General features: G+C 33.0%; 16 protein-coding genes. 10 read left to right on the top strand and 6 right to left on the bottom strand.

Annotation, left to right across the window (positions count from 1 at the left end; genetic code table 11):
- Nucleotides 1-236 precede the first annotated feature (236 nt).
- From ACFFU9_RS05110 to ACFFU9_RS05080, 7 genes are all read left to right on the top strand, one after another.
- Nucleotides 237-1,763, top strand: a complete 1,527-nt coding sequence (locus ACFFU9_RS05110; RefSeq protein ID WP_379860310.1) for a sulfatase family protein — start codon at nt 237-239, stop codon at nt 1,761-1,763.
- 98 nt (nt 1,764-1,861) lie between these two features.
- Nucleotides 1,862-3,229 carry an alpha-L-fucosidase gene (locus tag ACFFU9_RS05105; protein ID WP_379860309.1) on the top strand — a complete coding sequence of 456 codons (1,368 nt, stop codon included), beginning with the start codon at nt 1,862-1,864 and terminating at the stop codon, nt 3,227-3,229.
- Between the two features lie 757 nt (nt 3,230-3,986).
- Nucleotides 3,987-6,164: an alpha/beta hydrolase fold domain-containing protein gene (locus tag ACFFU9_RS05100; protein ID WP_379860308.1), complete on the top strand. Its 2,178-nt coding sequence runs from the start codon at nt 3,987-3,989 to the stop codon at nt 6,162-6,164.
- A 119-nt stretch (nt 6,165-6,283) separates the two neighbouring features.
- Nucleotides 6,284-7,861 (top strand): T9SS type A sorting domain-containing protein, encoded by a 1,578-nt coding sequence (locus tag ACFFU9_RS05095; protein WP_379860307.1) that lies wholly within the window; start codon nt 6,284-6,286, stop codon nt 7,859-7,861.
- A 196-nt stretch (nt 7,862-8,057) separates the two neighbouring features.
- Complete coding sequence (locus ACFFU9_RS05090; RefSeq protein ID WP_379860305.1) at nt 8,058-10,244, top strand: T9SS type A sorting domain-containing protein; 2,187 nt, start codon at nt 8,058-8,060, stop codon at nt 10,242-10,244.
- A gap of 10 nt (nt 10,245-10,254) precedes the next feature.
- Nucleotides 10,255-12,390, top strand: a complete 2,136-nt coding sequence (locus tag ACFFU9_RS05085; RefSeq protein WP_379860303.1) for a glycosyl hydrolase — start codon at nt 10,255-10,257, stop codon at nt 12,388-12,390.
- 289 nt (nt 12,391-12,679) lie between these two features.
- Entirely contained in the window at nt 12,680-14,119 is a 1,440-nt protein-coding gene (locus ACFFU9_RS05080) for a sulfatase-like hydrolase/transferase (RefSeq protein ID WP_379860302.1), read from the top strand.
- Between the two features lie 757 nt (nt 14,120-14,876).
- Here ACFFU9_RS05080 and ACFFU9_RS05075 read toward each other — a convergent pair.
- From ACFFU9_RS05075 to ACFFU9_RS05045, 6 genes are all read right to left on the bottom strand, one after another.
- The gene (locus ACFFU9_RS05075) at nt 14,877-15,041 is read right to left on the bottom strand and encodes a DUF4372 domain-containing protein (protein ID WP_379860300.1); all 165 of its coding nucleotides are present in this window, start codon (nt 15,039-15,041) and stop codon (nt 14,877-14,879) included.
- Nucleotides 15,042-15,699: 658 nt separating this feature from the next.
- A complete protein-coding gene (locus ACFFU9_RS05065; protein WP_379860299.1) occupies nt 15,700-16,551 on the bottom strand; it encodes a universal stress protein in 852 nt (283 codons plus the stop codon).
- Nucleotides 16,552-16,574: 23 nt separating this feature from the next.
- Nucleotides 16,575-17,423 carry a universal stress protein gene (locus tag ACFFU9_RS05060; protein ID WP_379860298.1) on the bottom strand — a complete coding sequence of 283 codons (849 nt, stop codon included), beginning with the start codon at nt 17,421-17,423 and terminating at the stop codon, nt 16,575-16,577.
- A 455-nt stretch (nt 17,424-17,878) separates the two neighbouring features.
- On the bottom strand, nt 17,879-18,730 hold the full coding sequence (locus ACFFU9_RS05055; protein WP_379860297.1) for a universal stress protein: 852 nt from the start codon (nt 18,728-18,730) through the stop codon (nt 17,879-17,881).
- Between the two features lie 82 nt (nt 18,731-18,812).
- Complete coding sequence (locus ACFFU9_RS05050) at nt 18,813-19,868, bottom strand: response regulator (RefSeq protein ID WP_379860296.1); 1,056 nt, start codon at nt 19,866-19,868, stop codon at nt 18,813-18,815.
- Nucleotides 19,865-21,763, bottom strand: coding sequence for a sensor histidine kinase (locus ACFFU9_RS05045; RefSeq protein ID WP_379860295.1), 1,899 nt, complete (start codon nt 21,761-21,763; stop codon nt 19,865-19,867). The genes ACFFU9_RS05050 and ACFFU9_RS05045 overlap by 4 nt, the downstream gene beginning before the upstream one ends.
- A 234-nt stretch (nt 21,764-21,997) precedes the next feature.
- On the opposite strand from ACFFU9_RS05045, the gene trxA reads away from it, so the two are divergent.
- From trxA to ACFFU9_RS05030, 3 genes are all read left to right on the top strand, one after another.
- Nucleotides 21,998-22,297 (top strand): thioredoxin, encoded by a 300-nt coding sequence (gene trxA / locus ACFFU9_RS05040; RefSeq protein WP_379860294.1) that lies wholly within the window; start codon nt 21,998-22,000, stop codon nt 22,295-22,297.
- An 81-nt stretch (nt 22,298-22,378) separates the two neighbouring features.
- Entirely contained in the window at nt 22,379-23,272 is an 894-nt protein-coding gene (locus tag ACFFU9_RS05035; RefSeq protein ID WP_379860293.1) for a DnaJ C-terminal domain-containing protein, read from the top strand.
- Nucleotides 23,272-23,568: a chaperone modulator CbpM gene (locus ACFFU9_RS05030; RefSeq protein ID WP_379860292.1), complete on the top strand. Its 297-nt coding sequence runs from the start codon at nt 23,272-23,274 to the stop codon at nt 23,566-23,568. The genes ACFFU9_RS05035 and ACFFU9_RS05030 overlap by 1 nt, the downstream gene beginning before the upstream one ends.
- Nucleotides 23,569-23,618 lie beyond the last annotated feature (50 nt).

Below are 23,618 nucleotides of genomic sequence, written 5' to 3'. Positions count from 1 at the left end.
ATTTTAATTTTTGTATTTGTATTAGCGTAAGCTATAGTTTATTATACCGGCAATAATAACCATTTTTTTGCAACATTTTCATGTCTTAATTTAGAATTTAAATTTCAAAAAAAGAATTATTTTTAACAAAAAGTATTTTGTGATTTTTTTGTTTGATTTAAATCAAACTATTTACTTTATTTTGAATTTATAAAAAAGTAACTGCTAATAAATATTAAGATAAATAGCCATAGAACATGATGAAAATTAAATTATTTACTTTTCTTTTTGCAATTGCACTCACTAATATTAGTTGTAAAAACAATATTAAAATATCTTCAATAGATGTTGTTTCTAAAAACAAAAAACCAAACATCGTCGTTATTTATTTGGACGATTTAGGTTATGGTGACCTAAGTAGCTATGGTGCCACAGAACTTGAAACACCTAATATAGACAAATTAGCTAATGGTGGTATTAAATTTACAAATGGTTATGCATCATCGGCCACCTGTACGCCAAGTCGTTATGCCTTATTGACGGGCGTGTATCCATGGAAAAATAAAGATGCCAAAATATTACCAGGCGATGCGCCTCTATTACTAGATACCAACATACAAACATTACCAAAAGCACTGTCTAAAGCTGGTTACCAAACCGCAATTATAGGAAAATGGCATCTTGGTTTAGGAACAGGACAGGTTAACTGGAATGAAACCATAAAACCAGGACCAAATGAAGTTGGTTTTGATGAAGCCTACATCATGGCAGCGACACAAGATCGTGTGCCAACAGTTTATATAGAAAATGGTAATGTTGTTAATTTAGATAAAAATGACCCCATACAAGTAAATTATAAAAGCAACTTTGAAGGTGAACCTACTGCAATCTCAAATCCAGAAATGCAAACTATGTTATGGCACCATGGGCACAATAACAGTATGGTGAATGGCGTGCCTAGAATAGGGTATATGGCTGGTGGAACTGCTGCAAAATGGAGTGATATTGATATGGCAGATCATTTTCTTGATAAAGCAAAAACCTATGTTAAACATCATAAAGAGAAACCGTTTTTTTTGTATTACGCCATGCAGCAACCGCATGTGCCAAGAACTCCACATCCTAGATTTGAAGGTAAATCTGGTATGGGGCCGAGAGGTGATGTCATTTTAGAAGCCGATTGGTGTATTGGTGAGTTTATGAAAACCTTGGAAGAAGAAGGAGTTTTGGAAAATACCTTAATTATTTTCTCTAGCGATAATGGTCCTGTTCTAAACGATGGTTATTATGATGATGCTGTAGAAAAATTAGGAAATCATAAGCCATCAGGAGGTTTAAGAGGCGGGAAGTATAGTTTATTTGATGCTGGTACACGTGTGCCATTTATTACCTATTGGAAAGGTCAAATCCAACCAAAAACATCCGATGCTTTGGTGTGTCAAATAGATTTATTAGAATCCTTATCAAGTCTAGTAGGGGTAAACACTACAGCAACCGATAGTCAAAACATATTAAATGCTTTTTTAGGAATTTCAAATGAAGGACGTGAACATCTTATTTTAGAGGCAAATTCCAAAACAGCTCTACGAAGTGGCGATTGGATAATGATTCCTCCAAATAAAGGGGTGCCATTAAATATAAAAGTAAATATAGAAACCGGAATTTCATCGGAATATCAGTTGTTTAATTTGAAAAAAGATCGTGGTCAACAGCACAATTTAGCAAAAGAAAATCCTGAAAAACTAAAAGAAATGATTCAAATTTTTGAAAGTTTGAAGAAATAGATAAATTATAAGTTACAATTCCCTATAGCAAAAAGATATTTGGTACTTGAAAAAAAACTAAAAAATAGAATTAATAAAAAAACATAAATAACATATACATGAAAAAACTAATAATCCTTTGCTTAATTGGTATTATTAATTTAAACTTAATTGCCCAGCAGAAAAAAATATGGGATGAAACCGAACAGGAAAAAACGGAACGTATGGCTTGGTGGACAAACGATCGATTTGGTATGTTTATACACTGGGGAATATATTCACTCGCCGCTAGACATGAATGGGTAAAAACACGGGAAAAGATTTCTGATGAGAACTACCAAAAATATGTTGATAATTTCAATCCAGACTTATACAACCCAAAAGAATGGGCTAAATTAGCAAAAGCAGCAGGGATGAAGTATGCTGTAATCACAACAAAGCATCATGATGGCTTTACGTTATTCGATTCTAAATATACCGAATATAAAGTAACAAATACACCCTATGGTAAAGATGCCATAAAGGAATTTGTTGAAGCCTTTAGAGCCGAAGGGCTGAAAATAGGTTTTTACTACTCCATTATTGACTGGAAACATCCAGAATACACTATTGACAGAATACATCCATTAGCTCCTAAAAACGATAAGGACTATAAAACCATAAATAAGGATCGCGATATGGGTAAATATCGCGAATACTTAAAAAATCAAGTCACCGAAATTCTAACAAATTACGGGCAGGTGGACATGCTTTGGTTAGATTATTCCATACCAGGGAAGAATGGAAAAGGAAAAGACGACTGGGGATCTGTAGAACTTATGAAACTCATTCGAAAACTTCAACCGGGTATTATTGTTAATGATAGATTAGATATACTAGATTATGAAGGTGGTTGGGATTTTACAACGCCAGAACAATTCAAAGTGTCAGAATGGCCAACTTACGAAGGTAAAAAAATTCCGTGGGAAACCTGCCAAACATTTAGCGGTTCTTGGGGGTATTATAGAGATGAATTAACTTGGAAAGATAACAAACAATTATTGGTATTGTTAATAGAATCGGTAAGCAAGGGAGGTAACGTTTTACTAAACGTAGGTCCAACTGGAAGAGGAGAAATAGATTATCGTGCAAAAAAAGCCTTATCAAAAATGGGTGATTGGATGAAGTATAACGGACGCGCCATCTATGGATGCACACAAGCTCCCGATACGTTTCAGGTGCCTGATAATTCAATTTTAACTTATAATCCAACTACTAATAGACTTTATATTCACTTACTAGATTATCCTTTAGAAAATTTCACACTTAAAGGTATGAAGGGGAAAATTAAATATGCTCAGTTTTTACATGATATGTCTGAAATACAAATTAAAAATCCTCATGGTGCTTGGGGAAAAAAAGAACTCGCTGAGCAAGATGTAAATTTAAGGCTACCAGTGGTTAAGCCCAATATTGAAATTCCTGTTATTGAGATAATATTGAAATAATTAAAACCTAAACTTTTTTTAATTCACAAGCAGCATCTAAAACTTAGATGCTGCTTTTTTTTTGTAAAACTCTAAACGAGTTGTTAATCAATAGTATTGAAGTTTATTAAAATCTATCATATGCAACATTTATACGCTGTAATTGAGAATTATAAACTAAGAAATTGTAATAGTTTTGAAAGACTAAACTAAAAACCAATAAAATGAAAAGAATATTACTATCTATTTCAATATTACTTTTATCATTAACTAGCTATGCTCAAACAACTATATGTGGAAGTATTGTAAATGATAGTTTTAAAACCATAAGTTCATTACCTACATAATGCACCAAACATAACACCTTCGGACGTGTAATAGTAGATAATGGTAAACTAAAGCTTTAACACAATACAACGCAACCATCGGCTTAAAGAACTTTTACTCCAGTGGCAAGCAATGTTTTGTTTTCGGTTGATGTATCAGCTTCTCGAAATATAGTAAACTGTCAAATACATTTGATTTCGTCAACTTGAAAATTCTTATCTAGTGTAGCTGTAGGAATTCAAACACCATCTGTTAAATACGTAACTGTCTGGTGGCTTTTCCTATAAGAATCTCAGTAATAAGTTCGTGCGGAAAATGGGATGTTCACAATAATATAAATTATTTAATTTTTTAGAAGGTGTTGCTCAAAAAAATAATATGGCAGACAAAAACTTTGAAAAATTAAAAGAAATGATTCAGATTTATACAAATTAAATAAAATTATAATTTTATGAAAAACGTATTAGCTTTCATTACTGTATTAGCTTTTTTTACAGTAAATAGTCAAACCAAAGTACTTTATTTAGAAAACAATACAGGAATTATAGAAGATAATCTAGGTTCTGTAACGCTTTGGGAAAATCAAGTTTCAGGTTATGGTAATGCTACACAAAGCAACATAGCTCTTGGTGGAGATAAATTGTTAGAAACATATCCTGGAAAGGTAAATGTAGGTTTTAGTAAAGACGGTTCTTTTCTTGAGTTAGAAGGTTCAAATACTTCTATTTCAGACAATACTTATAGTGTTTTTTACGTAGGTAAATCAGAAAATGTACAAACGGGCAAACCGGCTTCATTGTTGGGGAATTACGATATGAGCGAAGGGTTTTCTAAATGTTATGGAATTAGATTTATAAGGCTACAAGATGGTAAAATTGGTTTTGATTATGCAAGACCCAATTACACACGTGTTAATATTGGGACCAATGAAATACCCGCTAATAATTATTTCTTTTTTGGATTTTCTATAGATGCTTCAGGAAATTATAAATATTTTGATAGTACTTCTCCTATTATAACTTCTGGTACTATTACAAATACGATGCGCGTTAACACTAATGAAAACCTTAAATTCAATGTTTTTGAAGAGGTAGCAGGAGCACAAACTTATAATCATACCGAAGTAGTTGAGTTGACTATGTACGACGGAACTCTAGATGAAACAGCATTTCAAAATGAATATAACAGACTCGCTACTGAATATGCAGAACTTGTAATTTCAGAATTTTCTATAACTAAAATAGCACCTGTAGATGATGATTTTAGAGAAGGAATACCAGTGAATTCTCCTATTGTAATAACGTTTGATAAAGATATAGATGAAACATCAGACTACCCAAAAGTTTTTATCAATAAAAGCGAAACTGATGCAAGTGGTAATTGGGTTTTATCTCCCTCAAACGTACTTACTTTCACTCCTACAGAAAATTGGCCATTTAGATCATTAGTTACTTTAAAAATACAAGAAGGTTTAAAATCTACTACGAATGCCATTATTGGTTTAGCTAATCGTGATACTTACAATTTTATAGTAGATGCAGAAGAAACTTTTGAGTTTGAAACCTATCAATTAGCTGAGCCTATAGCTGTTATTGATTATGTTTCTAGAACTGGAGAAAATATAGTAGGACATAAATTACCTATCAAAATAACCACACCTGTGATTGATGAAAATACTACTGAAAAATTTCCCGTTCATATTTTTGTTCATGGTGGTGGTTGGCAAGGAGGTTCTGCAGAAACCTCTAGTGCGGACTACTCTTTGCATAAAGATTATTTGGCAAAAAGTTTAGGAATTGTAACCTTATCAATTTCATATAGATGTGTAGGTTCTGGTGGTACGTATTCTTATGCAGAAGAAGATGTAGATAGGGCATACCAATGGGCAATAGACAATGCAGAGACTTATAACTTAGACATGACCAAAGTGTTTTTTAGTGGAGGATCTGCAGGAACTCCGCTAGCAGCCATGGCGTCTCAAAGATTACCAAATGTTCTTGGCTATATTGGTTTTAATGGAATTTATGATTTTGTTAATGATGGAGGTGATTATGGTGCAGGAAATTGGTACAAGCAAGATGTTCCTAGCGAAAGTGCAAATTCTGCTATTTTTCACTTAAGTGACAACCCACCAGCAACCATATTAATGCATGGTGATGCAGATACTACAATTTCACATAATCAAAGTATTCGTTTTGCAGACGCTATAAATGCTGCAGGAGGAGAAGCGGAAGTAATTATTTACCCAGGTGAAGTGCATTCTTTTTTTAGTAGAGGAAAAACATCACATGAAGATGCCCTATATGAGATGTCTAATTTCATGAGTAATTTACTTTCAGAAACTTTAAGCATTAGTGGTTTAAGTGGAGAAACAGAAAATAAAATAATGGCATATCCCAATCCTGTGAAAAATGGAGATAAGCTTAAGATTCATTTAAATTCAAATTTTACTTCTGAAAAAGTACAAGTTCAAATAATAAATAATTTAGGTCAGATTGTATTAAATAATGCCATGGATGTAGACTCAAATACAATTATTCTAAATATTAAAGGGTTTGAAAAAGGTCTTTATTTTTTGAAAATAGAGACAAACCCAATGTCACAAACTTTAAAATTTATTGTTCAATAATAAAATCAAAAACCAATCTTATAATACTTTTTAGTGGCAAAAACTAAAGATAGGATGAACAGAACTAACCAATCAATATTATGAAAAAAATGAAAATTGAATATTGGAGTATAATTGTAGTGATTTTACTGTCCATGGAAAATACAAATGCGCAAAGTGGTATAACAACTATTTACACCAATGATATGGATTATGTGTTGGGAGATACTAAGCAACGATTTATTACAGGAGCCGTTACAACAGAAGAACAAGTGGATAATTTATTAAAAGGTTTTAAAACTATGAAAGTTAATGGAATACGTATTCCTATTTTTCCAGTTGGTGCAAATCCTCAGCCTGCTAAAATGGATTATTTTTTTGAGCAAGCAATTGCTCAAGGATTCTTTGTTTTTGCCAATCCCGCACAAGACTCAGGAGCAGCGAGAATTGCAAGTGGTTCTCTTTTAAGTGCTGATAAAATCCCTACTAAAGATGTTGCTGCTGCTACAGCAACTGTAATTGATGTTGTATCTCAATTTGTGTTGGATCATCCTGGTTTAAAATGGATTAATCCATTTAATGAAGACGGGAAGCCTGGGGATGCTTGGAGTGCGGCTCAGATGAATACAATTTATAGTACTATTAAAACAAATATGGAGTCTTACTATGTTAACGGTTTAATTCCTAGTGTTCCAGAATTAGTGGGACCATGTGTTTGGGGTATTCCAGCATCTATACAGGTAATGGAACAAACCAATATAGCTGATTATATTACAGTAGCAACTAGTCATAACTTAGGTTATAATAATAGTCAATGGCCTGCCTTTATTGCTTTGGGTGTTGCAAAAGGTTTACCAGTTTGGGATTCTGAAGTGAATAATACTGATAATGGTAACGGAAGTACATCGCGTATAGATGCTGCAATTGCGAATAATGTTGATGGTTTAGTGATATACAATTCGGGAAATACAATTAATCTATCTAATGGAAAGGTTGGGGCAGCCAATGAAGTTTATATGTCTAAATATTTAAAGCAAGGTGTCAATCTTGCACTAAACGGTACAGCTACACAGTCCGTTACAACTGGAACATGGATTATGGAGGCATCACGTGCCATTGATGGAAATATTGCGGGTAGCTTTGCTGGAGGAAATGGATCTATTACGCATACTTCTGGTGTTAATCCTTGGTGGCAGGTTGACCTAGGTGCAGATAAAGAAATAGGAGAAATTAATATTTTTAATAGAACCGATAGCAGTAGTAAAGCTAATTTATCTGATTTTACAGTAACGGTCACAGATAACGGAGGAACTGTAATTTTTACAGAAACGTATGCTGATTATCCAGATCAAGCACTTGTAATTGAAACAGGTAGTATAACGGGGCAGATTGTTAAAATTCAATTAAATAATCCAGGAGCATTAACATTAGCAGAGGTTCAAATTTTTGCTCCGGAAAAAAATTTAAGTACAAAAATAATAAATAAAATTAATGCGACTATTTATCCTAACCCTTTTACAGACTCATTAAAAGTGCTGTCTCATGATGCTGAACTTAAACAATATACATTATTAAACGTGTCTGGACAAGTTTTGGCGACAGAACGTGTTAACTCAAAAGAGCTAGAAATTAATGTAAATAATTATCCAAAAGGGATTTATATATTAAAATTAGATGGTGATAAATTTTCAGTTACGCGTAAACTGATTAAAGAATAGGATTGGTTTATCTCTATAAAAAAGTAGCATCTAAATTTTAGATGCTGTTTTTTTTAGATTAAACTTTAAACGTGTTGTTAATCAATAGAATTAAAGTCTATTAAAAATCATGAATGCAACATTTTAACAACCTAAATGAGAATTATAAATTCTGAAATTGTAATAGTTTTGAAAGACTAAACTAAAAACCAATAAAATGAAAAAAACATTACTATTTATATCAATTTTACTTTTATCATTAACCAGCTATGCTCAAACAACTGCATGTGGAAGTATTGTAAATGATACTTTTAATACAACAAATACGTTACCTACAGAATGGACAGAATATAACACCTCCGGACGTGTAACTGTAGATAATGGAAAACTAAAGTTTGATCATAATGCAATACAACCATCGGGTTACAGAACTTTTACTCCAGTGGCAGACAATTCTTTATTTTCTTTTGAGGTATCAGCTTCACGTGCTTCAGTAAATTGTCAAGTTCATTTAATATCATCAACAGGAAAATATATATCTAGTATTGCTTTAGGTAATGGACCAGCTACTATAAAATTTGCAACTGCAATGAATAATGATATTCCAAGTAATTTTACAGAAGGTGATCCACTTGTAAATTTTCCGAGTAACACCGTTTTTAAAATAGATTCAGAAATAGATTTTACGACCAAAACAATTGATTTTTATATTAATGGAGATTTAGTAAAATCGGATGCTCCTTTTTTAGAAGATGCAGAAGATGCTTCTAAAATTGATATTCAGTTACTTTTTATGTATAATAATAATGGGCAGTTTTATTTTGATAATATTTCATTATTAAATGGAGATGAGAATCGCTTGCAACTAACAGATAATTTAAATACCGCAGAAGATCAACTGGCATTTGCCTCAATTGGTACTATTTACAATCAATACCCACAAACAGCGGCAGATACATTTCAAAATGTAATTAACACATCAAACACAGTAATTTTAGATTGTAATTCTACCTCAGAATTAATAGACAATACCATTGCAGCATTGCAAGCTGCTAAAGAAACGTTTGAATCTTCAAGAGTTAACGACCCAGTACTTAAATTATATAATGGATATGATTTTACAGGCACAGAACATGAAGTTTATTGTGGATACTATAACGGTGGTTTAGGAACTTATGAAGATTGGGCAGTATCATTTACATTAGAAAAAGGGTACATGGCTACTTTTGCACAAGATGTTAATGGCTTAGGTGTTAGTAAAATTTACATTGCTCAAGATCATGATTTAGAAATCAACTTACCTATTGATTTACAAAAAACTATTTCTTTTATACGTGTAAGTCCTTGGTATTCTGTAGGTAAAAAAGGAGCTTTGGGAGGTGATGTAAAGTGGGCTACACCAGAATATTACAATGCTTCATGGCGCTACCACTGGGGATTAGGAATAGGTCAAGAAAAAACACCTAGTTTACAATTTGTTCCAATGGCTTGGAGTAAAGGAGATAACTGGACCTCTCTTGAAAATATGCAAAAAGTTGGAGAGGATATGACTAATAATCATCTTATGGCTTTTAACGAACCTGATAACTCCGATCAATCAAACTTAACAGTAGCAGAGGCTTTGGAAGCCTATCCTAAACTGTTAGCTTCTGGTCTTAGACTAGGGGCTCCTGGTGTTGAGAATATTCAATACAATTCAACCAGTGATTCTTTTAATGATGGTGCTTGGATTAAAGAATTTATGGACGGATGCATAGAACGCGGTTATCGTGTAGATTTTATTCCTGCACATGATTACGTACGTCGTTCAAAATCTAGTTTTTTAGAACGTTTCCAAGGTTTATATGACAGATATAATCTTCCTATATGGGTTACAGAATATAATTATGGTAATCCTAATTTTGGATCTGCACCTCTAACTGTAGAGCAAGGTTACAACAACATTAAAGGATTAACTGAAGTTCTTGAAGCGGCGGATTTTATAGAACGTTACAATTGGTATTATTTCTTTGGTTCTGCAACAGGTATAGGTGGTATAGACAATGGCGAATTAAATATTACTGGTCAATTCTATAGAGATTTAGAATCAAAGAACCCTTCATATATTCAAGAAGTATATGAACAAGGTGTAAGCTTGACAGTCACAGGTTTTGGTAAATCGAATGTAGGTCTTTATCCTAACCCAGTAACAGGCCGATTATTGAGTATTAAATACTCAGAACCTTCTTTATTTACAAATGCCATTATTACGTTATACAATGTTTACGGAAACGAAGTTTTGACCAAATCAAATGGATCTAATCAAGTTGATGTTTCTCATTTAAGCAGTGGGGTTTATTTAGTTCAAATAGTTTCTAGTGATATAAAAGTGACTAAAAAAATTATAATTTCAAATCAACAATAAAAAAAAGATTATGAAAAAAATACAATTTGTACTAACTGCTATTTTATTTTCTTTTTGTGGATTTGCCCAAACAACCCCGTGCGGTACCGTAATAAACAACACTTTTGATGCTGATGGAACACTTCCAAACGGATGGACAGAATACAATACTTCTGGACGTGTAACTGTTAAGGACGGTAAATTAAAGTTTGATCATAATGCCACAATGCCATCGGCCTATTGTGCTTTTACTCCTACATCTAGTAATTCAGCGTTTTCTTTTGATGTGTCTGCCTCACGTAATTCTGTAAATTGCCAAATACACTTAATATCATCTATGGGTAAGTATTTGTCTAGTATTGCCGTGGGAATAGACACCGCTACTATAAAATATGCAACGACAATGGAAGGTGGGGTTCCAAGTGGCTTTGTTGATGGATTACCAGTAAAAAATTTTCCAACAAATACTATTTTTACGTTGTCAACTCAAGTAGATTTCACTACAAATAAAGTCAATTTTTATAACAATGGTGAGTTGGTTTTTGCTAATGCCTCTTTTTTAGAAGATGCAAAAGATATTGCTAAAATTGATATTCAGTTAATGTACATGTATGCGAATAATGGTCAATTTTATTTTGATAATATCTCTTTATTAAATGGAGATGAAAATCGTTTGCTTCTAACAGGTAATGTGGCTTTAGCCGAAAATAAAATTAGTACGGTAACTATTGGTAATAAGTACGAACAATATTCACAAACTTCTGTTGATGCTTTTGAGCAAGTAATTAATGACACCAACGCTGTACTTGATAATTGTGAAGCTACTTCTGCCGAAGTAGACAATGCTATTTTAAATCTTCAAGATGCTCAAGAAGATTTTAAAACTGCTCAGGTTAATGACCCTGTACTTAAGCTTTATTCTGGTTACAATTTTTCAGGAGAAGAACATGAAATGTATTGTGGCTTTTACAACGGTACCTTAGCAGAATATGATGATTGGGCTGTTTCATTTACCTTAGAAAAAGGCTACATGGTTACTTTTGCTGAAAATATAAATGGAACAGGAGTAAGTAAAGTATATGTAGCATCCAATGCCAATTTAAGTATAAATCTTCCAGAAAACTTACAACAGAAAGCGTCTTTTATTCGTGTTTCTCCTTGGAATGATATTCATAAAAAAGGAATTGGAGCAAAAGGTACAGATGTAGTAGCATCACTTAATAATTCGTGGTATTACAACTGGGGAACTTCTGGTGAAGCTGTTGGAAATGCTGAATTTGTTCCTAATCAATGGGGTAGTGGTTCAATAGAAAAAGCCATAAGTTTAGGTGAGCGTATGGATATTACTCACTATATGGCGTTTAATGAACCAGATAATTCGGATCAGTCCAATATGACTGTTGATAAAGCCATTGAAAAATATTCTGATTTATTAGCATCGGGTTTAAGACTAGGGTCACCAGCTGTAACAGACGGAAGTAAAGGGGCAGCTTGGAGAGATGAATTTATGACAAAAGCCGAAGCTGCAGGATTACGTGTAGATTATATTGTAGTGCATTATTATAAAAAAACTTCAGCTCAAGGTTTTTACAATTGGTTAAAAGCTATTCATGATAAATGGCAACGTCCTATTTGGATTAAAGAATTTAACTATGGTGCCACTTGGACAGATCAACCTGCTTCAAATGAGGCAGCAAGAGATGGGCTGCAAGCTTACATGAACATGTTGGACGTTACTAGTTTTATAGAGCGCTATGCCGTATTTACTTGGCAACCAGATAAGCCAGTTTATTCTTTAATGGCTGTTCGTAATCCAATAACTTTGAGTAGCTCAGGAATTATGTATCACGATCACCAATCGCCAATAGCATATACACAAGAAGTGTATGAACAAGGACCTTCATTATCGGTTAATTTAAATTCCAAGTCTGATGGGGTTTCTGTAATTCCATCACTTATAAAAAACGGCGTTTTGAATGTAGATTATTCAGAAGTTATTGAAAAAAATGATGTAAAACTTAATATCTATAATTTTACAGGCCAATTAGTTAAAAATGTGATTGGTTCACAATCACAAATTAATGTGAGTTCACTTTCTTCCGGTATCTACATTGTTAAAATAGAATTAGGAGCAAGAAGTTTTGTACAAAAAATTATCATTGAGTAATCAATAAAACTAACTCTATCTCTACACTTTTACAATGGAATAGATGTTTGTAGATAAGAAAGACTGTAGAGCTTTAACTTTTTTTGTTTCCTAAGAAACGACTATAATTAATCGATATTTCGGCTATTTTTTATACTTAGTGTCAAAGTAAAGAAAATAAGTTTATTAAAGCCCATTTTGTAAAAGTGTCAGAAGTATTAAATAATTGTAGAACTCAAATTAATGCACCCATACCAAATGAATTAAATCCGAATTTTAAATCAGAATAATGCCATCAAGATATGTTAACATGAAAAGTCATTTCTTCATTCTTTTAATGGTCTCGCTATTTTTAAATTGCAAGCAAACGCAAGAAAAGAATAGCGAACATAAGCCAGTCAATCAAGTTGAAAAACCAAATGTCATCGTCATATTAATTGACGATGCGGGTTATGCCGATTTTGGTTTTATGGGCTGCGAAGATTTGGAAACTCCCAATATAGATAAGCTAGCACAAAGCGGTGTTATATTAACCGATGCTCATGTTAATGCCACCGTTTGTGCGCCTAGTAGAGCTGGTTTGATAACCGGTAAATACCCACAACGTTTCGGTTTTGAAGCAAATGATACTGGAGACGAAAATTCTGGAGATATTGGACTTTCGGATGACGTAGTAACTATGGCTGATGTTTTTAAACAAAACGGCTATAAAACCATTGCTTTAGGAAAATGGCATTTAGGAAAGCATGAATCTGACCATCCCAACCAACGTGGCTTTGATGATTTTTTTGGTTTTGAAACAGGAAGTCGCTCTTATTTTCCTATGAAAAACCCCTCAAAGTATAATATGTTGCAACACAATGGTAAACGTATAGAATTTGAAGGCTATATGACGGATTTCTTAGGTGATCAATCGGTTAAATATATTGAAGAAAACAAGGATGAACCCTTCTTTATGTACTTAGCTTACAATGCGGTTCATACCCCTATGGAAGCTAAAAAAGAGCATTTAGAAAAATATAAAGACCATCCCCGAAAAGAATTAGCTGCCATGACCTGGTCTTTGGATGAGAATATTGGTAAGCTACAACAGAAATTAATAGAATTAGGAATTGAAAATAATACCTTGATATATTTTTTAAGCGATAATGGAGGCGCAGCCAATAACAGTTCGAGTGGTGGGCCCTTAAAAGGTTGGAAAGGAAATAAATTTGAAGGTGGGCATCGTGTGCCATTTATTGTAAGTTGGCCAACTCGTATTAAAGGCGGTCAAACATTCCATGGCCTATCTTCTTCCTTAGATATTTTTGCAACGTCTATGGCTGCTGCTAATATTAATAAGGATCAGGATTTAATTTTAGATGGTGTGAATCTACTGCCTTATTTAAAAAGTGAAAAATCGGGAAATCCACACGACATGCTTTTTTGGAGAAAATTGGAAGAAGCGGGAGCACGAGTGGGAGATTATAAGTTGATTCGTCTTGATAATTATGGGTCTACTTTGTATAATCTTGAATTAGATTTAGGTGAAACAACCGACTTGATGAATTCTCAAAAAAATGAATACAATAGGTTAAATGAAGCTTTAAAAACCTGGGAATCTCAAATGATGGAACCTCTTTGGGGGGAAGGTCGAGATTGGATGAATGTTACCCATCATATACATAAAAAATTAATGCAAAATAAGACAATATTATATTCAAATCCATCGCAAATGAAACAAGTTTTAAGTAAAAAAATGAGTAACTAAGAGTGTTCTAAATTTAAATTTATGAATACATAACCTTAATCAAAACGATTTTAAATGATGATAGATCATGGAGTTTTATGCCTTCATTTTAGGAGTCCCGATTATTTGATCCATATTTTTAAAATAGAACCCCTTGTTTATACTCTTGGGGTATTTCAGGGGCTCTTCAAAGGGGCTATCTAGCCATAATTGCAAGTGGATTCTAACAAAAATGTTCAATCTGATAAAAGCGACCAAATTTGATAAGTGCCATTTGTATTTAGCCATCGCTTTCATTGCCTTTAGGATTAAGATCGTAATTAAAGCTGTCTGGATTTGTATCATAACAGCGTTTTTACTTGTGCCTATAAAGCTTTTTATATGAAGCAACTGTTTGATTTACCTAAAGAATATTTCAATCTGCCACTTTGCCTTATAGAGTTCACTTATCGTATTTGGTGACCATGTAAGTTGGTTGGTAATGAGTTCTATCGCTTGTTGGTTTTTCTTAGCTCATACGCTCACACGTCTTAACTTGCCCTTAGACCTTTTCCTTGAGCCTTCATTGGCCAACTCAATTATCTCATCTTTCATAATGTGCTACAATCTGTTATCGGGCAAATTCAGCTCTTTTATGGTATTGTATTGAAGTTTCTCTTTGTGCCTTATATCGAAAAACACCTTGTTGCTGTCCCAATTGTTCAGTAAGCTAAAGTCATTATAGAACTTATCCGCTGCAACAACGCTCCGCTTAATTAAAGGGATGTCATATACGCCTTTATTGTTTGCTGTTCTGCCATCCGTAATGTTGATATAGGTAGCTGATGGTAGATTTGGAGGGAGCGCGTTTAATGCCCAAATGATTTAGATTGCCTGTCGCAGAGCGAAGACCATTACTGATGCCTCTAACGGACTTGCTCTTGGCAAAATGACAGAACAACATCGAAACACGGTGTGTCCAACTATTATAACCTTTTTAATGCTTGTCACTTTGGCGAGATTCTACCAGTTTCGAAAATCTTGAACGGCCTTACTTACAGATAATTTGTGAAAACAATGTTATTTTTGACATAGGGAAGGTGGGTTTTATAGAGAACTTCAAAGGGAATTTTTTGAGAGGTAAAAACTCCTTCCCTTTTTTAATCGTTTAGGACGCTATTGATTTGTTACCAATAATCCAAGTTCTAAAAAAACACTACACGAGGGGCTAAAGCGCAACAGGAAAGCCAAGTTACAGTGGACTGCTGTTTTTTAAATGAGTTCAATGCAAACATGCTGCGGTTTATGCGACTATGAAGTAGAGAGCCTCGTTAACGACAGCATTTCCTTCAACTACTTTGCGGCCTGCATATAGACCAAGTAGTACCAGACCACAGTATACTATCCCGCTTCAGAAGTTATAACGACCAAAGCAAAAGTCTACGAGCCGCTGTTCAAAGAGATAAACAGACAACTTGAAGCCCACAAGATAATAACAAAAATTGAATCTAATTAAGGTGGATTTTGCAACGGTCTTATGTTTTTTCTTAACAGCCTCTTCTTCTGGTACTTTAAAACCTGTTATCCGTTTTTTTTATAATTTTAAAGGGATAAACCATATACTATGAGTTTTCTAGTTTTGATGGAATAACCAAAAAGGGAATTTTTAAATTAAATCCAATTTGGTTTATAGTAGACTTGAAAAACAGGTTTTCAAAAAAGGAATGTTTATTATTGATCATGACCAATAACTGAATATTATTTTCTAATTGAAAATTTGTTATGGCTTCTTGTACAGAGTTGTTACTAACACTATGAAAGGTGTGTTGTGTTTGCTTGAAATAGGTCTCAAGATTATGCTTGTTTGTTTTTTGGTCCTCAGATAAATCATATCCATAGGATACATTTAAGATATGGGTTGTAGAATCAAATAACGACACCATATTGAGAATAGGCTTAATTTGTTTGTTTTTATAATCTATTTCATAATCTGTAGGAAACAATATGGCTTTTGGATCTTTAAATGTATAACCTTCAGGAATGGCTAGTACAGGACATTTTATGTTCTTGAAAACATGGACTGTGTTCGATCCGAATAAGATTTCTTGTGCGCCCGTGGCCCCTTTTGTACCCATAACGACGTAATCGATGGATTTGCTTTCTACAACATCTCTTATCTCTGGAATAAGGGTATTAAAAGTAGATAAGGTTTCTATAATGTGGTTAGGGTTTGGATAGTCTCTCTCAATACGGTTCTTAATATCATTTAATTGGGTTAAAGACATTTCTCTAACGGCATCTACCATTTCAAATTGTGCAGAATTAACCAAAACATGTTCTGCATGATAAATCATGGGAGTATAAGTATTAAGTACGTAAAACGTACAGCTCTCATTTTTAAAGAGCTGTAAGGCATAGGCTATAGCGTTCCAAGAGTTGTTGGAGAAATCTGTTGGTAAAAGAATCTTTTTCATGATGTTGATTTTTTAGTTAAATGTCAGGCACGTGTTATGTTTTGCAATGCTAAAAAAGGAATATCAAGGTTCAGGCTTAATTTGTCTATGGTAGACTGGAATACAATGTTTTCTAGAAATGAATGTTTTGTATTTATCATAACTAACATATCCGTTTTATTCTCTTTAATTGCTTTAAAAATGGAATTGGTAATATGATTGCTGTTTTCAATTTTAAAATTGATATTATTTTTGCAAAACTCTTTTTCGATAAATGCTTTGTTATCTTTTTGTCTTAAAGACATCGTGTTGCTTTTGGATATGTAAAGCATGTCTATTATTGCATTAAAGGGGTAAGCTAATTCGCAAAGTAATTTTAATTCCCTTCTTTTATAGGGAACCATATAATCTGTTGGGAACAGGATGTGCTTTAATGAGCTGTATTTGTAATTTTCCGGAATAGCCAAAACAGGACATGTTACATATTTTAAAACTTGTAAGGTGTTGCTTCCAAATGTTATTTTTTTATTGTTGGCCTTGCCCTTGGTTCCCATAACAATTAAATCGATATTTTCTTCATCAACAATTCTATTGGTTTCGTCCATGAGCAAGTTGTCGGAAGGTTTTATAAAGTAGGTATGCTTTGGGTTTGATAATTTATTTCTAAAATGGCTTTTAATATTCCCTAATAATTCTTCAGATTTTTTGCTGATATTGGCCGAAATACGGTCTATATTATCTTGAGTAAAGTCTTGCGTTTGTGCATATATATCATCCCGATAGGCATTCATAAAATAAAATTCGCAGATTTCATATTTAAATAAATCTACGGCATAACGTATGGCGTTCATAGCGTTTTCTGAAAAATCGGTAGGGATTAATATTTTTCTCATGGCTTTATAGATGTATCTGCTAAAGTTAAAGATTAAACGTCTATTTAACAATGATATATGTCACTTTATATGCCCTATGAAGAGTGTTTTTGGATAAAGAATGCTGCTGTTGCTTTTTGGAAGCGTAATGTTTTTAAATTTGAAGTGATAAAAAAAAGGGAAACATGGCAACACATTTCCCTTTTTGTCAGAGTTAGTAAGCGGTTTTTATTTTTTATTTTTCATGGTATTACTAAGTAAAGCCATGAAAAAAAATAAAAACAGCATATGTTAAAACTCTGTTGTGGTTCTGTTATTTGGAAATAACAGAACCTAGATTTTTTTGAAGTAATTTGTAAGAACGTATAATAATAATGCAAATTTAGGGTGCTTAATTGTATTGGAAGATGACATTTATCAGTGTTTAAAAAACATATTCTTTTATAGAGTGATTTTGTTGGGTATTAGAAAGTATTTTAATTTTTTTCATGTAGTACCAAAAAAGGAATATCGGTATGGTAGCTTATTTCTTTAATTTTAGAATGAAATAAAATTTGCTGAAAATAATTAAGGTTTTTGGCTACCATAAAAATCATATTAATATTTTTATCCGTAACAAAACATTGTATGGTGTGTTCTACTTTTTTACTTTTTAAAAAATGAAAGCTATGTTGGTATGTGTTAAAGTAATCTTCTAACAGGGCTTTGTGTTTATTTTGGTCGTCATTTAGGTTGGTTTCGTTTTTGCTTATATGGACGATGCGCAATATCGAATGGTGATTTTTAAGAACATCAGAAATAGGTTGCAATACCTGGATATTATAAGTTAGGGAGAAATCTGTAGGGAACGCAATTGCTTTAAGTTTTGAAAATCGTGCATTTTCTGGAATCGCTAAAGTGCTGCATTTTACTTTAGTAATAACATCGGCCGTATTTGTGCCCACAATAATTTTATCTAGCCCCGTAGCGCCCTTGGTACCCATTACTATGATGTCTATTTTTTTTTGAACTACGCAACTTCTGATAGATTCTATAAAAAAGCGACGTTCTATGAGCGTATAAAATTGGTGTTTTTTATTTTTCGGAAAATGTTTCAGAATACGTTCTTGAATGTCTTGTAAAAGCAGTTCTGTTGGTTTTGCGTGGCTGTTTCTTTTAGTGTCATTAAAAGGGGGATTGTATACAGCATCATCTAGAACAATATCACTAGGTTTTTTTACGTGTAATAAATAAAAGTTACAATCTGAGTTTTTAAAAAATTGTATTGCGTAGGTAATAGCGTTCCATGAGTTTTCTGAAAAATCTGTGGGTAATAATATATTTTTCATCTTATAGCATATTTACAAAGTAAATTTACTGGTAAGACACTGATTTTGAAATGATATAAATCACTTAATGGTGTTTTGGCGATTAGTGCATGGCCTTTAAGCCATCAATATTCAATACTTTTATATTTCGTCCTTCTATTTTTATAAGCCCTTGTTTTTTAAAGCTAGTTAATGTTCTTATTAATGTTTCGGATGCAATACCGGCTACATTGGCTAAATCATTTCGAGAAATGTTTATAGGGTCCTGTGGTTTTCGGTTTATTTTTTCTGCAAATTTTAAAATAGTAGCAGCAGTTTTTTTGGTTACAGATCCATATGCCATTTGTAGCAATTGTGTTTTTATAAGCGATAGGTTATCTGTTAAGAGTTGGATGAGTTCTAAACCAATTTTCGGATTATTGTTAAGTATGTTTTTAAATTCCATAAAAGAAATGCCTAATATATGAGTGTTTTCAATGGCTTTTGCTGTTTCTTTATGTGGAAGATTGTCGATAAAAGACGTATAGCCAAATATATCGTCTTCTTTAAATATCTCGATAATTAGCTCTTTGCCTTGATCATCTATTTTAAAACTCTTTATCTTTCCTTTATTTACAAGGTAAATATAATTTGAATGCTCACCTTCTTTATAAATAGTATCGTCAGTATGATAAGATAGTGGGGTTCCATTATCATCAAAAAAGTTTTTTAAATCATTTATGGTTTTGAGGCGGGGTTCATTTTTTTCTATTATGGGGAGAGGTTGCTCTTTTTTTAAATCTTCTAAAATGGCGACTTTTGCTAAGCGACTTTCGATGGCGTTAACGAGGTCCTCTTCACTAAAAGGTTTTGTAATATAATCGTCTGCTCCTAAGTTCATGCCTTTTCTAACATCTGTACGCTCGGTTTTTGCTGAAAGGAATATGAAAGGAATGTGCTGAGTGGTTTGGGATGTAGATAAGGCGTGCAGGACTTCGTAACCATCCAGTTCTGGCATCATGATATCGCAAATGATAAGATCGGGTATGTGTTTTTGTGCCATTTCAACACCTATCCTTCCATTAGAGGCCGAAATAAGCTTATAACGCGCCAATTCCAAAAGTTCAACAGTGTTTTCTCTTAAAACGGTATCGTCTTCTATTAATAAAATGGTTTTCATTGGTTTGCTTTATTAGGTATAACAACGGTAAATGTAGTGCCTATATGCTCGTTGCTTGTAAAATTTATAGTTCCTTTTAATTGGTCTAAGTGGCTTTTTACAATATTTAGACCAATACCGGTACCCTGTGTGTTTGTTACATTTTCGGCTCTAAAGTAGCGATCAAAAATTCTGCTATGATCTTTTTTAGGTATTCCAATGCCGTAATCTATTATTTTAAAGGTTGTGGTTTTCGTGTTTTGGAATATCTCTAGAGCGATAATGCCATGTTCGTGAGAATATCGTACCGCATTATAAACTAAGTTAGATAAAATAAGTTCAATGGTTTTTTCATCTTGATATAATGAAAGCTCATCGATATCTTCTGGATAATGGATTTGTTGTCCTTCTTTTAAAATCATATTAGCATTATAAACTACCTCATTTACAACTTTACTCACTTTAAAATCACAGAATTTGTAATTCATTTTGCCTGTTTCTAATTTTTCAATAGATAAAAAATCATTTAAAATGTTGTTTAAATAATGTACTTTTTCCGAGATGGTCTTTATGTGTTTATCGCGTTTGTCCTGTTGCTCGGTGAGGGGATATTTGCCCAATAATAAACTGGATGTTAAAATCCCGCTTAAAGGGGTTTTAAATTCATGGGAAACTAAAGATAAGAATTTGGTTTTTAGTTCATTGAGTTCTATTTCTTTGCTCAAGGCTATTTTGAGCTGTTGTGTACGCTCTTCCACTTTGTTTTCCAGTTTGTTCGTGTAGTTTTTGCGCTCTGTTATATCTAAAATAATGGCTACAAAAACATCTCTATCGGCTAAATTTGATAGTTGTAAATGGACTTCCACGGGATAAGTTGTGCCATCTTTTCGTTTATGTATGGTTTCAAATTCTATTTTTTTTACTGTTTTTTTAAGCAGTGCCTCAATAGTGTCTTTAAACTTGCTTTCCATATTTCTTGGCTTAATATCTAAAGGGGTCATCTTTATAAGCTCTTGCATGGAATATCCAATGTTTTTTTGGGCGCCGTAATTTACATTTAAAAATTTTAAGGTATCTGCATCAAAAACATAGATTTCGTTTAGCGACTCATCAAATATTGTAGAGAAATGGTGTTTTTCTGATTCAGCAATCTTTCGTAAGGTTACGTCATTTTGAATGCCTATAAAATTAGTAACAATCCCATTGAGGTCTATTATAGGCATAATATATAAATCGTTCCAAAAGAGTGTGCCGTCCTTTTTGTAGTTACGAATGGTTACTTGGCAACTTTCTCCATTTTTTATAGCCCTTCTAAGTGTTTTAAGGGGTTTTTGGTTTTTATCCTTGCCTTGTAAAAACCGACAATTATGATTTAAAATTTCTTTAGAACTATACCCTGTAAGTTTTTTAAAAGCTGAGTTGTAATAGATTATCGGATTATCTTTCTTTAAAGCGTCGGTTATAACAATACCGTTATTGGCAGATTGTAGTGCCCTGCTTTTTAACATTAAGTTCTTCTCTATTTCTTTTTTTTCAGAAACATCCTTTATCAACACCATAACATGAGGTTGGTTAGTGATAGAGAGCGGGTTTAATTGTACATCCGCAGGGAAAATGGCGCCATTATGCTTTAAACCATATACATCTGTAGATGCACATATTTTTTTATGCTTTCCTGCACTATCAAATATCTCGAAGCGCATGGTGTGGTCTTCAGGGTAGTTTAAAGATAGGAGGAGACTTAAATCTTTATGGATTAAATAGCTGTGGCTATATCCGAAAATATGTTCTATGGAAGAATTTACTTCAATTATTTTTTGATCGCTATCAACAATAACAACTCCTTCTGGAATGGCTTCCATAAGCACTTTAAAAACATCTTTATTGTAATAGGGCATACTTTTTTCGTGAAGCATTAGCTACTTTAAAAGTACAAAAAAAAGAATGATAAACACGTGGAAATGATGGATTAGTTAATGGTCTGTTATTTTAATTTTTATTATCTTGATATCCTGTTCATGATGCGTTTTTGGAGCTGTTGAATAAAAACAATGTTAAAGCCGCTTCCTTAAGTTGTTTAGTTAAAGGCTACTGATTCGTATCATGCAAAGTTTGAATGTTAATCCGTAATTTTATTTAAAACAAGAAAAATGAAAACTAATTTCAGTACAATTATAGGTTCCGAAAAATTAATTTTAATAGATTTCTTTGCAGATTGGTGTGGCCCCTGTAAAGCTTTGGCACCTATTTTAAAAGATGTAAAAAAAGAACTGGGTGACCAAGTAAGGATTATAAAGATAGATGTTGATAAAAATCAAGCATTAGCGGCACAATATCAAGTTAAAGGTGTGCCTACCATGGTCTTGTTTAAAAATGGAAAACAACAATGGCGTGAATCTGGAGTGCTTCAAAAAAACAATATTATTTCAGTTCTTAAAGCGCATATATAATTCTTGAAAATATATTTTACAGATTCTGTATTGCGAATATTATGGAATTAAGGTTTTAAAAATAAATCAAATTAATACTATATGGCATTTGTTGACTATTATAAAATATTGGGGGTTTCAAAACATGTTTCCGATGCAGACATAAAAAAGGCGTATAGAAAGCTGGCTCGAAAATACCACCCAGATTTAAACCCGAATGATAAAGAGGCAGAAAAGAAATTTAAGGAAATTAATGAGGCCAATGAAGTTTTAAGCAACCCGGAAAATCGAAAAAAATATGATCAATATGGGGAGCATTGGAAGCATGGTGATCCCTATCAAAACACTGCGCAGCAGCAACAAAAATCTCAACATAGAAGCTCTCAAACAGGACCGGGAGGCTATTCTGAAGCAGATTTTTCAGATTTCTTTGAAAATATGTTTGGCGGTGCCGCTTCGGGAGGCCGGGGTGGAGGCGTGAAATTCAGAGGCCAAGACGTTAATGCAGAATTGTACTTAGACTTAAGAGCGGTTTATGAAACCCATAAACGTACTCTTACCATTAATGGGAAGAACATTAGAATTACCATTCCTGCAGGCGTAGAAAACGGTCAAATTATAAAATTAAAGGGGCACGGAGGAAAAGGTGTAAATGGTGGGCCAAATGGCGATTTATATATTCAATTTACAATTTCGAACGATTCAAAATTTAGACGGGATAAGGAACATCTTTATGCTACTGTAGATTTAGACCTTTATACGGCATTGTTGGGTGGCGTACTTATGGTCGATACCTTTAACGGAAAAGTGAAATTGAACATAAAACCAGAGACTCAAAATGGTACTAAAGTAAAACTAAAAGGCAAAGGCTTTCCTAAATATAAAAAAGAAGGACAGTATGGTGATTTATTTATCACCTACCAAATAACAACGCCCACCCATCTTTCCGATAAAGAAAAGGCCCTTATTTCAGAATTACAAAAACTACGTTCATAATGGAAACAAAAGACTTAATACCCATAAAATTAATTTGCAAACGTTATAATGTCCCTGTTTCTTTTATAAATACTTTGCAAGATTATCAACTTATAAAAATAGTGGTAGAAAAAAATGATAATTACATTCACCTCACCCAAATAAAAGAGGTTGAAAAAATAATACGTCTGCATTACGATTTAGAAATCAATATTGAAGGTGTAGATGCCATTTATAATCTTTTAAAAAAAGTAGACTCTTTAAAAGAGGAAATAAACATATTGCATAATAGGTTGCGCTTTTACGAAGATTTATAGAAGTATTTTGTTGTAACTCTTGTTACACAGTTGCAGTATTTGAATAGTAT

Origin of the sequence: Mariniflexile ostreae (assembly GCF_042427585.1) — a bacterium.
Classification (GTDB): Bacteria; Bacteroidota; Bacteroidia; order Flavobacteriales; family Flavobacteriaceae; genus Pseudalgibacter; species Pseudalgibacter ostreae.
This window is presented reverse-complemented; position numbering and strand designations above follow the sequence as displayed.